Origin of the sequence: Micromonospora sp. HB375 (assembly GCF_017872985.1) — a bacterium.
GTDB lineage: Bacteria > Actinomycetota > Actinomycetes > Mycobacteriales > Micromonosporaceae > Micromonospora > Micromonospora chalcea.
The window spans coordinates 1,889,072-1,903,615 of the sequence record NZ_JAGGJO010000001.1 but is presented as its reverse complement, the minus strand read 5'-3'; the positions used below and the strand labels follow the sequence as shown (position 1 = coordinate 1,903,615).

Annotated in this window: 11 protein-coding genes and 2 riboswitches; of the genes, 6 read left to right on the top strand and 5 right to left on the bottom strand. The window is 72.4% G+C overall.

Going from position 1 to position 14,544, the window contains the following annotated elements:
- Positions 1-7 precede the first annotated feature (7 nt).
- The 3 genes from cobF to J3R08_RS08965 are packed head-to-tail and all read right to left on the bottom strand — an operon-like array spanning position 8 to position 5,024.
- Positions 8-787: a precorrin-6A synthase (deacetylating) gene (gene cobF / locus J3R08_RS08975; RefSeq protein ID WP_030275065.1), complete on the bottom strand. Its 780-nt coding sequence runs from the start codon at positions 785-787 to the stop codon at positions 8-10.
- Positions 784-4,383: a cobaltochelatase subunit CobN gene (cobN, locus tag J3R08_RS08970; protein ID WP_073827193.1), complete on the bottom strand. Its 3,600-nt coding sequence runs from the start codon at positions 4,381-4,383 to the stop codon at positions 784-786. The genes cobF and cobN overlap by 4 nt, the downstream gene beginning before the upstream one ends.
- Complete coding sequence (locus J3R08_RS08965; protein WP_013476143.1) at positions 4,380-5,024, bottom strand: ferredoxin; 645 nt, start codon at positions 5,022-5,024, stop codon at positions 4,380-4,382. The genes cobN and J3R08_RS08965 overlap by 4 nt, the downstream gene beginning before the upstream one ends.
- 89 nt (positions 5,025-5,113) lie before the next feature.
- Positions 5,114-5,295, bottom strand: a riboswitch (cobalamin riboswitch).
- Between the two features lie 45 nt (positions 5,296-5,340).
- Between J3R08_RS08965 and J3R08_RS08960 the strand changes: the two genes are divergently transcribed.
- The 3 genes from J3R08_RS08960 to J3R08_RS08950 are packed head-to-tail and all read left to right on the top strand — an operon-like array spanning position 5,341 to position 8,380.
- Positions 5,341-6,219 (top strand): sulfite reductase subunit beta, encoded by an 879-nt coding sequence (locus tag J3R08_RS08960; RefSeq protein WP_043325467.1) that lies wholly within the window; start codon positions 5,341-5,343, stop codon positions 6,217-6,219.
- Entirely contained in the window at positions 6,216-6,881 is a 666-nt protein-coding gene (locus J3R08_RS08955) for a precorrin-8X methylmutase (RefSeq protein WP_013476141.1), read from the top strand. Before J3R08_RS08960 ends, J3R08_RS08955 begins: the two co-directional genes overlap by 4 nt.
- Positions 6,878-8,380 (top strand): precorrin-2 C(20)-methyltransferase, encoded by a 1,503-nt coding sequence (locus tag J3R08_RS08950; protein ID WP_013476140.1) that lies wholly within the window; start codon positions 6,878-6,880, stop codon positions 8,378-8,380. The genes J3R08_RS08955 and J3R08_RS08950 overlap by 4 nt, the downstream gene beginning before the upstream one ends.
- Here the strand turns inward: J3R08_RS08950 and J3R08_RS08945 are convergent, their stop codons facing one another.
- Positions 8,381-9,136: a cobalt-precorrin-4/precorrin-4 C(11)-methyltransferase gene (locus J3R08_RS08945; RefSeq protein ID WP_013476139.1), complete on the bottom strand. Its 756-nt coding sequence runs from the start codon at positions 9,134-9,136 to the stop codon at positions 8,381-8,383.
- Positions 9,133-10,341, bottom strand: a complete 1,209-nt coding sequence (locus J3R08_RS08940; RefSeq protein WP_064448784.1) for a bifunctional cobalt-precorrin-7 (C(5))-methyltransferase/cobalt-precorrin-6B (C(15))-methyltransferase — start codon at positions 10,339-10,341, stop codon at positions 9,133-9,135. Before J3R08_RS08940 ends, J3R08_RS08945 begins: the two co-directional genes overlap by 4 nt.
- A gap of 54 nt (positions 10,342-10,395) precedes the next feature.
- Positions 10,396-10,540, top strand: a riboswitch (cobalamin riboswitch).
- A gap of 46 nt (positions 10,541-10,586) precedes the next feature.
- On the opposite strand from J3R08_RS08940, the gene J3R08_RS08935 reads away from it, so the two are divergent.
- Genes J3R08_RS08935 through J3R08_RS08925 form a run of 3 tightly spaced genes read left to right on the top strand, consistent with a single transcriptional unit; the run spans position 10,587 to position 14,538 of the window.
- Positions 10,587-12,569, top strand: coding sequence for a magnesium chelatase subunit D family protein (locus J3R08_RS08935; RefSeq protein WP_013476137.1), 1,983 nt, complete (start codon positions 10,587-10,589; stop codon positions 12,567-12,569).
- Entirely contained in the window at positions 12,569-13,183 is a 615-nt protein-coding gene (cobO, locus tag J3R08_RS08930) for a cob(I)yrinic acid a,c-diamide adenosyltransferase (RefSeq protein WP_069088809.1), read from the top strand. The genes J3R08_RS08935 and cobO overlap by 1 nt, the downstream gene beginning before the upstream one ends.
- Positions 13,177-14,538, top strand: coding sequence for a cobyrinate a,c-diamide synthase (locus tag J3R08_RS08925; protein WP_069088810.1), 1,362 nt, complete (start codon positions 13,177-13,179; stop codon positions 14,536-14,538). The genes cobO and J3R08_RS08925 overlap by 7 nt, the downstream gene beginning before the upstream one ends.
- Positions 14,539-14,544: the final 6 nt, after the last annotated feature.

Genomic DNA, 14,544 nt, shown 5'->3' with positions numbered 1-14,544 from the left:
GTGATTCTCAGGATCGCCGCTCGAGGCTGCCGGCCCGGCGCAACAAATACGTGTCCATGACCCAGCCGCGGCTCTGTTTCGCCGCCGTCCGCCGGGACCAGATTCGGTCGGCGACCTCGTCAAGGTTGCCGGCCACCAGTTGCTCGTCGGACGAGCCGAGGTTCGCGCCCCACCAGATCCGCCAGGCCGACAGTTCGGGGAGCTGGCGACAGGTCAATGCCCCGTCGAGCAGGACGACGAGGTTGTCGTGTGTCGCCGCGTCGTGGAGCAGGCGGCGGCCGGTCGTGATGGTGATCGGGCCGCCGATTGTGTTGAGGACGAGCCGGTGGTGTGCCGCCAGCAGTTGGATGCTGCTGAGGCCGGGTACGACGTCCACGGTGATGTCGACCCGTGCGCGTTCGGCGATGCGGTCGGCCACACGGATCGCCGAGTCGTACAGGGCCGGATCGCCCCAGACGAGCACTGCGGCGTCTCCCGGGTTGTCCAGCAATGCCTGCTCGAACGCCTCGGCCCGTGCCTCGTGCCAGTCGCGTACCGCGCCGGTGTAGTCGGCCGGGCCGGCACGGTCGCGTTCCGGGTCGGGTACGTGCACGAGCCGCCAGGCGCCGGTGACGTGCCGGGCGCAGATCGCCTCGCGCATCGCGATGAGGTCGGCCGTGCCCGGGTGCTGTCCGGTCTTGTCGGCGACGAGGAAGTAGTCGGCCTCGTTGAGTGCCCGGACGGCCTGGGCCGTGACCAGTTCGGGGTCGCCCGGGCCGAGGCCGACCAGGGTGAGGCGCCGTGTCACGCCTGATCCTCCAGGTCTCCCTCGACCTCGAGGTACACGCGGGCCATCTCCGCCATGACCTCGGCGTCCGGTTCGGCCCACAGTCCACGGTCGGCGGCCTCGTTCAGCCGTTCCACGATGCCGCGCAGTGCCCAGGGGTTCGCGCGGCGCATGAACTGCTGGTTCGTCTCGTCGAGGACGTATTCGCGGGCCAGTGACTCGTACATCCAGTCGTGGACGACACCGGCGGTGGCGTCGAAGCCGTAGAGGTAGTCCACGGTGGCGGCGAGCTCGAACGCTCCCTTGTAGCCGTGGCGCTGCATCGCCGCGATCCAGCGCGGGTTGACCACCCGCGAGCGGAAGACGCGGTTGGTCTCTTCCTGCAGGCTGCGGGTGCGTACGGCGTCGGGCGTGGTGGAGTCACCGACGTACGCCCTGGGTTCGGCGCCGGTCAGCGCGCGGACCGTGGCGATCATGCCGCCGTGGTATTGGAAGTAGTCGTCGGAGTCGGCGATGTCGTGCTCGCGGGAGTCGATGTTCTTCGCGGCGACGGCGATGCGCCGGTAGTTGGTTCGCATGTCGTCGGTTGCCGCGATGCCGTCGAGGCCGCGGCCGTAGGCGAAGCCGCCCCAGGCGGTGTAGACGGCGGCCAGGTCGGCGTCGTCGCGCCAGGTGCCGGACTCGACGACCTGGAGGATGCCGGCGCCGTACGATCCGGGCTTCGAACCGAAGATCCGCGTGGTGGCCCGCCGCTGGTCGCCGTGCTCGGCGAGGTCGTGGCGGGTGTGTGCCCGCACGTAGTTGCGCTCATCGGGTTCGTCGAGCCCGGCGACGAGCTGCACGGCGTCGTCGAGGAGTTCGATGACGTGCGGGAAGGCGTCGCGGAAGAATCCCGAGATGCGCACGGTAACGTCGATGCGGGGCCGGCCGAGTTCGTCGAGGCCGATCACCTCCAGGCCGTTGACCCGGCGTGAGGCCGTGTCCCAGATGGGGCGTACGCCCAGCAGCGCCAGCACCTCGGCGATGTCATCGCCGGAGGTGCGCATCGCGGAGGTGCCCCACACGGAGAGGCCGACCGATCGGGGATGCTCGCCGGTTTCGGCGAAATGCCGGGCGACGAGGGACTCGGCCATCGCCTGTCCCGTTTCCCAGGCCAGACGGGACGGAACGGCCCGCGGGTCGACGGTGTAGAAGTTACGGCCGGTCGGCAGGACGTTGACCAGTCCGCGCAGCGGGGAGCCGGAGGGCCCGGCCGGGACGAAACCGCCGTCGAGCGCGTGCAGGACGTTGGTCAGTTCGTCGGTGGTGGCGGCCAGTCGCGGCACGACCTGCTCGGCGGCGAAGCGCAGGACGTCGCGTACCACCGGGTCGTCGTGCAGCGCGTCGATCGCGTCAGCCTGCCAGCTGGCCTTCTCCATCGCCTCGATCAGGGCACGGGCCTGCGCTTCCACGGCGTCGACGTCGGCCGCCGGGGCGTCCTCGGCAAGACCCAGCGCGGCGCGCAGGCCGGGCAGTGCCCGGTTCTGTCCGCCCCAGACCTGTGTCGCGCGGAGCACGGCGAGCACCAGGTTGACGCGTGCCTGTCCGGTCGGCGCCTGGCCGAGCACGTGCAATCCGTCGCGGATCTGTACGTCCTTGATCTCGCACAGCCAGCCGTCGACGTGCAGCAGGAAGTCGTCGAACTCCTCGTCGCCGGGCCGTTCGTCCAGGCCGAGGTCGCGATGCATTTGTGCGGACTGCATCAGCGTCCAGATCTGCTGGCGGACCGCGGGCAGCTTTGCCGGGTCCATCGCGGCGATGTTGGCGTGCTCGTCGAGCAGTTGCTCCAGCTTGGCGATGTCGCCGTAGCTTTCGGCGCGTGCCATCGGCGGCACCAGGTGGTCGACGATGGTGGCGTGCGCGCGGCGCTTGGCTTGGGCACCCTCGCCAGGATCGTTGACCAGGAACGGATAGATCAACGGCATGCTGCCGATTGCCGCGTCCGTGGCGCAGGCGGCTGAGAGCGCGGCGTTCTTCCCCGGCAGCCACTCCATCGAGCCGTGTTTGCCGAGGTGCACCACCGCGTCGGCGCCGAAGCCGTGTTCGAGCCAGCGGTACGCGGCCAGGTAGTGGTGCGACGGAGGCATGGCCGGGTCGTGGTAGATCGCGACCGGGTTCTCGCCGAAGCCACGCGGGGGCTGGATGAGGATGACGACGTTACCGGCGCGCAGGGTGGCCAGCACGATGTCGCCGTCGTCGTCGACGAAAAGCGAGCCGGGAGCCTCGCCCCAGGTCTCGGCCATGGCGTCGCGCAGCGCGGCGGGCAATCCGGCAGTCCAGCGCCGGTAGTCGTCCCGGCTGACACGCACGTGCGACTCGCTGAGCTGAGCCTGCGTGAGCCACTCCTCGTCCTGCCCACCGGCGGCGATCAAAGCGTGGATGAGCGCGTTGCCGGCCGTCGTGTCGGCATCCTCTCCCTCGACCGGGAGCAGCGGGTCGAGCCCGGGAATTGCGCCGGGTGCGCCGAGGTCGTAGCCGGCATCTCGCATCGCGCGCAGCAATCGGATCGCCGACACGGGCGTATCGAGGCCGACGGCGTTGCCGATGCGGCTGTGCTTGGTCGGGTAGGCCGACAGGACGAGGGCCACCTTGCGCTCGGCGGGCGGGACATACCGCAGTCGGGCGTGGTTGACGGCGATGCCCGCGACGCGGGTGCATCGCTCAGGGTCGGTCACGTAGCGGGGCAGGCCGTCGGCGTCGACCTCCTTGAATGAGAACGGGACGGTGATGAGGCGGCCGTCGAACTCGGGGATGGCGATCTGGGTCGCGGAGTCGAGCGGGGTGACGCCTTCGTCGGACGCCTCCCACTCGGCTCTGCCGGACGTGAGCGCCAGAGCCTGCAGCACGGGGATGTCGAGGGCGCGCAGCCGTTCGACGTCCCAGGACTCGTCGTCGCCGCCGGCGCTCGCGGTGGCGGGCCGGGCGCCGCCGGCGGCCAGGACCGTGACGACGATCGCGTCCAGGGTGGCGAGTTCGGCGTACAACTCCTCGGGCGCCGCCCGCAGTGACGAGACGTAGATCGGTACGCCGGCGGCCACGCCGGTGGTGTCGATGGCATCGGCGAGTTCGTGGGCGAACGCGTTGTTGCCGCTCACCTCGTGGGCCCGGTAGTACAGGACTCCGACGCGGGGCCGGGCGTCCGGGGCCGGCTGCCGGCTGACTCCCCACTCGGGCAGCACGGCCGGCGGTTCGAAGCCTTCGCCGGTCAGCAGCACGGTGTCGGACAGGAAGGCGTGCAGTTGGCGCAGGTTCTCCGCGCCGCCCTCGGCGAGGTAGCGGTGCGCCTCGGCGCAGACGCCGATCGGGACGGTCGACAGCCCCATCAACGCGGCGTTCGGCGTCCGTTCCCCACCGAGCACGACCAGGGGACGGCCGGTGCCGCGGATCAGCGCGGCGAGGTCGCGTACGTCCTCGGGCGAGCCGAGCACCCGCAGAACGACCACTTCGGCCTCGGTGGTCAGGGTGTCGCGGCGCTCGCCGGTGAGCCGGGCAGGGTTGGCCCAGGACCAGTCCGCGTTGCTGGCCCGCGCCGAGAGCAGGTCGGTGTCCGAGGTGGACAGCAGGGCGATACGTGTCATGTTTCTCCTTCGGTGACACGGGAGCCGAGGCGCAGGTCGCCGACCGGACGGCCGGCGCGTAGGTGCTCGCCGACGAGGCGTGCCGCGTCGCCGGGTCGCACCGGCCCGTACCAGGTGCCGTCGGGGTGCACGACGGCGACTGGTCCGTGGTTGCACGGGAACAGGCAGCCGGTCTGGGCCATGAGGACGTCGGCGTCGGTGAGCTGCTGCTCGACGAGCGCGCCCACGATCGCGCGATAGGTCTCGTCCGCGCCGCGGGCACTGCAGCGCGGGCCGCGGCACAGCAGTAGATGATGGCGGTACGGCGGCAGGGTGTCCCAGGCCGGTGAGGTGAGTGGCGCCTCGTGCCCGGTGATCGCGCGCTCGCCGAACCGGATGACCGGCGGGTCGATCTGCTGACGGTGCCAGTGGCCGGCCACGCGTCCCACCCACGAACGGGCGAAAGTCAGGTCGTCGGTGCTCACCGGTTCCAGGCGAACCTCCCGGGCGCCCTCGGCGTGCAGCAGGTCGAGCACATGGGTCAGCGTCGGCTCGCCGGCTTGCAGGAAGGCCAGTCGGGCGCCGGCTGCCTCGGCCTGCCCGCGTAGCACCGGCGACGCGGCGTCCGTCAGTGCGGTCGCGACGTGAACGAGGACGCTCACGGGGTCAGGAGCCGGTGATCCGGTGCGATCGGGACACGGGGTCTTCTTTCGTCCGGGGCCTGTGCGCGAGGCCTGGATGGGCACGTGTCGCAGACGGATCTGCGGCCAGCAGGTCTTCGGACTCGGGATCAACCGGACGGGGCGCCTTCCCAGACCGTGGGTCCAGTGGCGTCGTGCCCCGCCCGTCACCCTCACCGCTGCGCGTCAGTCCCGGATTCGCACCGGGTTCCCTGGCTCATGGCTGAGTTTGACTGGCATCACGACGGTAGCACCGACAGCCGGTGTCGCCGGGGACGGGCTCTGGCACCATGTCGCCGTGACCGAGAGGACCCGCCGCGACCTGTGTCCCGGCCTGCTGCGCCCATGGATCGCCGACGACGGCGCGCTCGTGCGGGTGCGCGTCCCCGGCGGGATCGTGCCGACTGCGGCGCTGTGCGCACTCGTGGAGGTGGCCCGTGCGCACGGCGACGGCGCGGTCCACCTGACCAGCCGCGCCAACCTGCAGGTGCGCGGTCTCGAGCACGACGATGGGCGGCTGCCCGAGACCGTCGTCGCCGACGTCATCGCGACCGGGCTCGTACCGTCCACGTCGCACGAGCTGGTCCGCAACATCCTCGCCTCACCGCTGACCGGACGCAGTGGCGGCCGGGCCGATCTACACCCGGTCGTCGCCGGACTCGACGCACGGCTGCGCGCCGAGCCCCGGCTCACCGCGCTGACCGGACGGTTCCTGTTCGTGCTTGACGACGGCCGCGGTGATCTGGTCAGCCGTGACTTGGACCTGGGGTTGGTGGCGCTCGACTCGGACACCGCGCAGCTACGCGCCGGAACCTCGGCGTGGGGGCCAGTCATCCGGCTGGACGAGGCCGCCGCGGCGCTGACCGGGCTCGCCGTACGCTTCGCCGGGCTCGCGGGTGACCGGCCTGACTCACCCTGGCACGTCGACGAGCTGCCCGGCGCCGGCGCCGCGCTGCTGGGCACCGTACTCGACCGTGCCGAGCGGACCCGGGTGAGCACACCTCCACCCGCGCTGGGCAGGATCGTTCAGGATGACGGCCGCGTCACCGCGCACCTCGCGGCTTCCGGCGGCCGAGTGGACGCTCCCCTGCTGGAGGAGATCCGCGCGCTCGGCGCCGGCGAGATCGTCGTCACCCCGTACCGCACCCTGCTCGTCCCCGATCTGGAGAACGCATGAGTCTCACCACACCGGCACGCCGCTACGACTACGTCACCGACGGCGCGGCGATCTACGACGCCTCGTTCGCCACCATCCGTGCCGAGGCCGATCTTTCGGGTGTGCCGGCCGACGCCGAGAAGGTCGCGGTGCGGATGATCCACGCATGCGGCCAGACCGACCTCACCCGCAACCTGGTGATCCACCCCGGCCTGGTGGCCGCCGCCCGCGGGGCGCTGGAGGCGGGGGCGCCGATCCTGACCGACGCGCACATGGTCGCCGCCGGCGTTACCCGCGCCCGCCTGCCCCGTGACAACGAGGTCCGCTGCTTTCTGCACGAACCCGAGGTCCCGGCGCTTGCCCACCGGTGGGCAACGACCCGGTCGGCGGCGGCGGTGTCGCTGTGGACCGACCACCTCGCCGGCGCGGTCGTCGCCTTCGGCAACGCCCCCACGGCCCTGTTCCACCTGCTGGAGATGCTGCGCGACGGCGCGCCACGACCAGCTGCGATCATCGGTACGCCGGTGGGATTCATCGGCGCCGCCGAGTCCAAGCAGGCGCTCATCGACCTCGCCACCGACGCCCCCGGCCTCGACGTGCCCTATCTCGTGGTGACCGGGCGCCGGGGCGGCTCGGCGATGGCCGCCTCCGCGCTCAACGCCCTCGCCCGGGAGGCGGAGTGACCGGGCGGCTGTCCGGCGTCGGGGTCGGCCCGGGTGATCCCGAACTGATCACGCTCAAAGCCGCCCGGCTGATCGGCGCGGCCCAGGTCATCGCCTACCACCAGGGTGTCGGCAAACAGTCCAACGCGCGCCGCATCGCTGCCGGGCTGTTCCCGGACGACGTGATCGAGGAGGCGCTGGTCTATCCGGTGACGACCCAGAGCACCGAGCACCCGGGCGGGTACGCCGGGGCGATGGCCGACTTCTACGCCGAAGCCGCCGAGCGGCTGCGGGCCCACCTTCGTGCGGGCCGCGACGTGGTCGTGCTGGCCGAGGGCGACCCGATGCTCTACGGCTCGTTCATGTACCTGCACGACCGGCTCGCCGGCGAGTTCGACACGCAGGTCGTCGCCGGTGTGCCCGCCTTCGCCGCCGCCACCGCCACCACCGCCCTGCCGCTGGTCCGGCAGACCGACGTGCTGACCGTGCTGCCGGGAACGTTGCCCGAGCCCGAGCTGGCCCGGCGTCTCGCCGACACCGACGGGGCGGTGATCATGAAGCTGGGCCGGACGTTCACCAAGGTCCGCTCGGCGCTCGAGCAGGCCGGGCGCGTCGAGGGCTCCTGGTACGTCGAACGGGCGTCGATGACCGCCGAGCGGGTACTGCCTGTCGCCGACGTGGACCCCGCCACGGTGCCGTACTTCTCGATCGTGCTGGTCCCCGGCGACACCCGGCCCGGAGTGGCCCGTTACGACCTCCCGGCCACCAGGGTCACCGAACCTTATCCCGGTGCCGAGGTCGTCGTCGTGGGCCTCGGCCCCGGTCCCGATCGGTGGCTCTCCCCCGAGGCGTCGCAGGTGCTCGCCGAGGCCGGCCACGTCGTCGGCTACGGCCCGTACGTCCAGCGCGTCGCGCAGCGCCCCGGACTCGTCCGCCACGCCTCCGGCAACACGGTCGAGCTCGAGCGGGCCCGGCAGGCGCTCGAACTGGCGCTCGCCGGTGAGCGCGTCGCGGTCGTCTCCGGCGGTGACGCGGGCGTCTTCGGCATGGCGTCGGCGGTGTTCGAGGCCGCGGAGGACCCCCGCTACGCCGGCGTCGCCATCCGTGTCGTACCCGGGATCTCCGCCGTCCAGGCGGTCGCGGCGCGCGCGGGCGCGCCGATCGGGGCCGATTTCGCGGTGATGAGCCTGTCGGACCGGCTCAAGCCGTGGGAGGTCGTGGTCAAGCGGCTGCGCGCTGTCGCCGAGGCGGATTTGGTGCTGGCCCTCTACAACCCGCGCTCACGCTCACGCACCGAACAGGTCGCGCAGGCCCGGGCCGTGCTGCTGGAGCACAAGTCCCCCCGGACGGTCGTGGTCGTGGGCCGCGACATCGGCCGGGCCGGGGAGAGTCTCACCGTCACCTCGCTCGGCGAACTGGACCCCGGCAGCATCGACATGAAATGCCTGTTGATCATCGGCGCCTCGGCGACGCGAGTCACCGCGGCCGGACGTGTCTGGAGCCCGCGCTTCGTGCCCTGATCAGCCGCGCACGCGGCGCTCGCGACCGGCCGAGTAGAGGAACGACTCGCCGCCACGGACGTCCCCGGCCAGCGCCGGGCCGACCAGGATGACCGCTGCCTGTCGCAGACCGGCCTGCTCGACCCGGCCGCCGATGTCGGCCAGCGTGCCGCGCAGGATGAGCTCCTGCGGCTGCGACACCCGGTGCACCACGACTATGGGGCAGTCGTGGCCGTAGTAGCCGGCCAGTTCGGCGGCCAGCTCGCGGGTACGCGTGACCGCCAGGTGCAGGGCGAGCGTCGCGCCGGTCGCGGCGAACGCGGCGAGCTTCTCTCCCGACGGCATGACCGTGGACCGGGCCTGCGCGCGGGTGAGCACGACCGACTGGGCCAGCTCCGGGACGGTCAGCTCGGCGCCGACGGCGGCGGCAGCAGCCGCATAGGCCGGCACGCCGGGCGTGACGTCCCACGGGACCCGGGCGGCGTCGAGCCGGCGTGCCTGCTCGTGCACCGCCGAGTACAGCGACGGGTCACCGGAGCACAGCCGTACGACCTCGGACCCGTCGGCGTGTGCCTGGACCAGGTGCGTGGTGATCTGGTCCAGGTCGAGGTGCTGGGTGTCGATCAGCCGGGCGTCGTCACGGCAGTGCTCCAGCACCTCGGCGTCGAGGTACGTGCCCGGGTACAGGCACACGTCGGCGGACTCGAGCAGGCGTACCGCGCGGAGGGTGAGCAGGTCGGCGGCGCCGGGCCCGGCCCCGACGAAATGGACGGTCATGAATCTCCCTTGACGATGGACCACTGGCTGACTGCCCGTGCGGGCGTCCAGCCGGTGAAGCCGCCGAGCGGTTCGGCGCGTTCGACGTGCAGGCGGACGAGTTCACCGCCGCGCCGGCTGTGCTGCTTCAGCAGCACCGCCTCGGTCTCGGCGGTGACACCGTGCACGACGAGCCGTCCACCGGCGCCGAGCGCATCCCAGCAGGTGTCCAGCACGCCGGGGACGGTGGCCCCGCCGCCGACGAACACCGCGTCGGGACGGTCCAGGCCGGACAGGGCCCCGGGCGCCGAACCCTCGACCAGACACAGACCCGGCACGCCGAGGGCAGCGGCGTTGCGGTGCACCAGCGCGGCCCGGTCGGAGCGGGGCTCCACCGCGATCGTCCGTGCCGTCGGCCAGGCCCGCATCCACTCCACACCGATCGAGCCGCTGCCGGCGCCGACGTCCCACAGCAGCTGACCGGGCGCGGGCGCGAGCCGGGCCAGGGCACTGGCCCGCAGGTCACGTTTGGTGATCTGCCCGCCGTGCTCGAACGCGTCGTCGGGCAACACGCCGCCCGAGGCCCAGCCCGGACCGGCACCGCGAGCTTCGACAGCGAGAACGTTCAACCGCGGCACGTCGTTCAGGTCCCACCCGGCCGCGGTGGTCGCGGTACACGACTCACCGGCGGCACCGAGGTCACCGAGCACGACCAGCCTGGACTGCCCCCAACCGAGCCCGGTCAGCACCGCGGCCACGGCCGCGGGTGTCGTCTCGTCGCTGGACAGCACGAGCAGCCGGCGCCCGGCCGAGAGCGCAGGCACGATCAGCCGTAGGTCCCGGCCGACCAGGCTGACCGTGGTGACGGACTCGGCCGGCCATCCGAGACGTGCTCGGGCGAGGGCTACCGAGGAGACCCCGGGCACGATCGTCACGCGCTCCGGGCCCAGGACGTCCAGCAGCGTCGTGCCGATACCCGACACGAGCGGGTCGCCGGAGGCCAGCACGACAACCGGCCCTCGCGCGGAGGCGAGCACACCTGGCAGATTGTCCCGCAGCGGCGACGGCCACGCCACGCGCTGCTGGCCGTCGACGGGCGGCACCGCCTCGAGGTGCCGCCGCCCGCCGAGCAGCGTCGCGGCCGCCCGCACCAGCGCCCGGGACGGCTCCGGCAGACCCACCCACCCGTCAGCCCCGATCCCCACCACGGTCACCCGCTCCTCCATGGAGATGCACCCTAGCCGCCCACCGGCCCTTGCCCCGGCCACCGGGGCGTCTATGGTGATGCACAGGTTCGAGGTGCCCCACGACCGTGGTCGCGGGGAGAATCTGGGAAGCCGGTGAGAATCCGGCACAGGGCCCGCTGCGGTGATCCAGGCATTGACCTGGGAAGTCCGAAGACCGGCCTCGATCCGATCCACGGCGCATGCCGCGTCGTGGACCGCCATGGCAGATCGAGCGGGAGCCCTACATGCCAGCGCAGTACCCCTTTTGTGCCGTCGTCGGCGCCGACGACATGACTCTCGCCCTCACCCTGGTCGCGATCGATCCGCTCATCGGCGGTGTCCTGATCCGCGGGGAGAAGGGCACTGCCAAGACCACTACCGTGCGCGGCCTCGCCGAGGTGCTCCCGGCGGTACGGGTCTATGCGGGCGACCGGTTCTCCATCGACCCGGACGATCCCTCGGCGGTCTGCCCCGACGGGCCGTTCGACGTGCCCACGCCCGTCGTCGAACGGCCGGTACGCCTCGTCGAACTACCCGTCGGAGCCGGCGACGACCGGGTGACCGGATCGCTGAAGCTCGATGCCGCGCTGCGAGACGGCGTCGTCGCGTTCGAGCCTGGCCTGCTGGCCCGGGCCCATCGTGGCCTGCTGTACGTCGACGAGGTCAACCTGCTGCCGGACCACCTGGTCGACCTGCTGCTCGACGCCGCGGCGACCGGCCGGGTCAGCGTCGAACGCGACGGTGTCTCGGTCGAGCATGCCTCCCGGTTCGTGTTGATCGGCACGATGAACCCGGAGGAGGGCGAACTGCGCCCGCAGCTGCTCGACCGGTTCGGCCTGACGGTCGAGGTCGCCGCCCCGCGTGACCCCGTCCTGCGGGTGCAGGCGGTCCGCCGCCGGCTCGCATTCGACGCCGACCCGGAGGGCTTCGCCACACGCTGGGCCGGCGAGCAGGAAGCCCTGCGCACCCGGCTGGCCGCCGCCCGGCGCTCGCTGGCCGGTGTCGTGCTCGACGACGAGACGCTGACCAGGATCGCCGAGCTGTGCGCCGCGTTCGACGTGGACGGCCTGCGTGCGGACCTCGTCACCGCTCGCGCCGCCGCGGCGCACGCGGCCTGGCGGGGACGTACGCGAGTGACACTCGAGGACATCCGCATCGCCGCCCGTCTCGCGCTGCCGCACCGCCGCCGCCGCAACCCCTTCGACGAGCCCGGCCTGGACCAGGACCGCCTGGACGACCTACTCGGCCACAACGACCCCGACCCCGGACCCGACGGTCCCGGCGGCGGTCTGCCCGACGACACCGGGCACGACGGATCGGCCGGGGACGTGCCCGGCTCTCCCGGCGAGAGCCCGCCCGTACCGGAGCCCGAACGGCAGGCCGCCACATCGATGGCATCCGCGGGCGAGCCCGCACGTGCCCGCTTGCTGGTCGTGAAAGGAACCGGCGACGGTCAGGCCGGCCGGCGGTCCCGGGCACGAACACCGCAGGGCCGTGTCGCCGGGCAGCGGCGGCGCACGTCCGGCGACGGCCGGCTGCACCTGCCGGGCACCATCACCGCGGCGGCGCCGCATCAGCATTCCCGGGGTGGCTTGACCGGCGGTCGCGGCCTCGCGCTCGTGCCCGGCGACCTGCGCCGGGCCGAGACCGTCGGGCGCGAGTCGAACCTCGTGCTGCTGTGCGTGGACGCGTCCGGTTCGATGGCGGCCCGCCGCCGCATGGAGCAGGTCAAGACCGCTGTGCTGTCGCTGCTGCTGGACGCCTACCGCCGCCGGGACAAGGTCGCACTGGTGACGTTCCGCCGGCACACCGCCGAGGTCGTCCTGCCACCGACCGGCTCGGTCGACGTCGCCTCCCGCCGCCTGGCCGACCTACCGGCCGGTGGCCGGACCCCGCTCGCGGAGGGCCTGGAACGCAGTGGGGAGGTGCTGCGCCGGGAGGCGCTGCGCGACCCGTCCCGCCGGCCCCTGCTCGTCGTGGTGACCGACGGCCGCGCCACCTCCGGCCCGGACCCGCTGGGTCGTGCCCACCGCGCCGCCGCCGCGCTCGCCACCAGCGGTGTCCAGGTCGTCGTCGTGGACTGCGAGACCGGACGATTCCGGCTCGGCCTCGCCGCCCGGCTTGCCACTCATCTGAGGGCCGAGCACGTGCCGCTCGGTGAAGTGACCGCCGACGGGCTCACCGGGGTCGTTCGCACGGCGACCGCTCCGCGGGCGGGGGTGGCCTGATGCCGCAGGGTAAGCCGCTCACCGTCCCGGACGACGGCAGCACCACCCGCCAGCGGCGCAACCGGCCGCTGCTGATGGTCCACACCGGAAACGGCAAGGGCAAGTCGACCGCCGCCTTCGGTATCGCGATGCGCGCTTGGAACCAGGGCTGGGACATCGGGGTGTTCCAGTTCGTGAAGTCGGCCAAGTGGCGCATCGGGGAGCAGACCGTCCTGGAGAGGCTCGGGCTGCTGCACGAGCAGACCGGCGAAGGCGGGCCAGTCGAGTGGCACAAAATGGGCTCCGGATGGTCCTGGAGCCGTAAGAGCGGCACCGAGGCGGACCACGCCGCGGACGCCGCCGAGGGCTGGGCGGAGGTGAAGCGCCGTATCCAGGCGGAACGGCACCAGCTCTACATCCTGGACGAGTTCACCTATCCGATGCAGTGGGGCTGGGTCGACGTCGGCGACGTCGTGGAGACACTGGTCCACCGTCCCGGCCGTCAGCACGTGATCGTCACCGGGCGCCGGGCCGACCACCGGCTGATCGAGGCAGCCGATCTGGTGACCGAGATGCAGCACGTCAAGCACCCGATGGACGTCGGCCAGAAGGGCCAACGAGGCATCGAATGGTGAGCCTTCCGCGGCTGATCGTCGCGGCGCCGGCCTCCGGCCACGGCAAGACCACGGTCGCGACCGGGCTCATGGCCGCGCTGGCCGCGCGCGGGCACACCGTGTCGGGGCACAAGGTGGGGCCCGACTACATCGACCCCGGCTACCACGCGCTGGCCACCGGACGCCCCGGCCGCAACCTCGACCCGCACCTGACCGACCCCTCACTCGTGATCCCGCTGCTGCTGCACGGCGCACGCGACGCGGACATCGCCATCGTCGAAGGGGTCATGGGCCTGTTCGACGGCCGCATCGGCGGCGACGGTTTCGCCTCTACCGCGCACCTCGCGGCCCTGACCGCCACCCCGATCCTGCTGGTCGTGGACGTCTCGCACACCTCGCGCAGCGTAGGGGCCGTCGTGCACGGAATGGGCACGTTCGAGGCCGGCGTCACCGTCGCGGGTGTCGTGCTCAACAAAGCCGGGTCCGCCCGCCACGCCGCCGAGGCGGCCCGGGCGGTGGAATCCACCGGCGTACCGGTGCTCGGGATCCTGCACCGCGACCAGGGTGTCAGCGCCCCGTCGCGCCACCTCGGGCTCGTGCCGGCAGCCGAACGTGAGGAGGCCGCCGCCGCCCTGGACGTGCTGGCCGAGCAGATCGCCCGCCACGTGGACCTCGATGCGGTGCTGCAGGTGGCACGCACCGCACCCGATCTGGACGCCCAGCCATGGGATCCCGCCGCGCACGTCCGGCGGCTGGGCGCCGGATCACCGGTGGTTGCGGTCGCGGCCGGGCGTGCCTTCACCTTCCGGTACGCCGAGACGACCGAGCTGCTGCAGGCGGCGGGCTGCACCGTCGTTCCGTTCGACCCGGCCCGCGACCAGCGGCTTCCCGCCGGGACACGCGGGTTGTACCTCGGTGGGGGGTTCCCCGAGGTACACGCGTCCACGCTGAGCGCCAACACGACGCTGCGCCACGAACTGCGCCAGGCCGTCCTCGACGGCGTCCCCACCGTCGCCGAGTGCGCCGGCCTGCTGTATCTGTGCCGCTCCGTCGACGGCCATCCCATGGTCGGGGCGCTCGACGCCGAAGCCGTCATGACGCCGCGCCTCACCCTCGCGTACCACCGTGCCGCACTCGGCTCGGACCAGCTGCTCGGCGAGCGGGGAACCGCTGCCACCGGCCACGAATTCCACCGCACCACCGTCACACCCGGTCACGGCGAGCACCCCGCCTGGCGCATCGAGGGCCGCAATGCCGGATTCGCCTCCCCCAGCCTCAGCGCGTCCTATCTGCACGTGCATTGGGCTGGGCAACCGCATCTGGCCCAGTCGTTCACCGAGGCCGTACACCGGACGGCTGTCTCCTCAGCACGTTAGGAATCA

Bases quoted from the DNA above. Each gene is read 5' to 3' on its own strand.
- J3R08_RS08935 (WP_013476137.1), top strand. From the start codon at position 10,587: ATGCCAGCGCAGTACCCCTTTTGTGCCGTCGTCGGCGCCGACGACATG.
- cobN (WP_073827193.1), bottom strand. From the start codon at position 4,383: ATGACACGTATCGCCCTGCTGTCCACCTCGGACACCGACCTGCTCTCG.
- J3R08_RS08925 (WP_069088810.1), top strand. From the start codon at position 13,177: ATGGTGAGCCTTCCGCGGCTGATCGTCGCGGCGCCGGCCTCCGGCCAC.
- J3R08_RS08940 (WP_064448784.1), bottom strand. From the start codon at position 10,341: ATGGAGGAGCGGGTGACCGTGGTGGGGATCGGGGCTGACGGGTGGGTG.
- cobO (WP_069088809.1), top strand. From the start codon at position 12,569: ATGCCGCAGGGTAAGCCGCTCACCGTCCCGGACGACGGCAGCACCACC.
- J3R08_RS08955 (WP_013476141.1), top strand. From the start codon at position 6,216: ATGAGTCTCACCACACCGGCACGCCGCTACGACTACGTCACCGACGGC.
- J3R08_RS08945 (WP_013476139.1), bottom strand. From the start codon at position 9,136: ATGACCGTCCATTTCGTCGGGGCCGGGCCCGGCGCCGCCGACCTGCTC.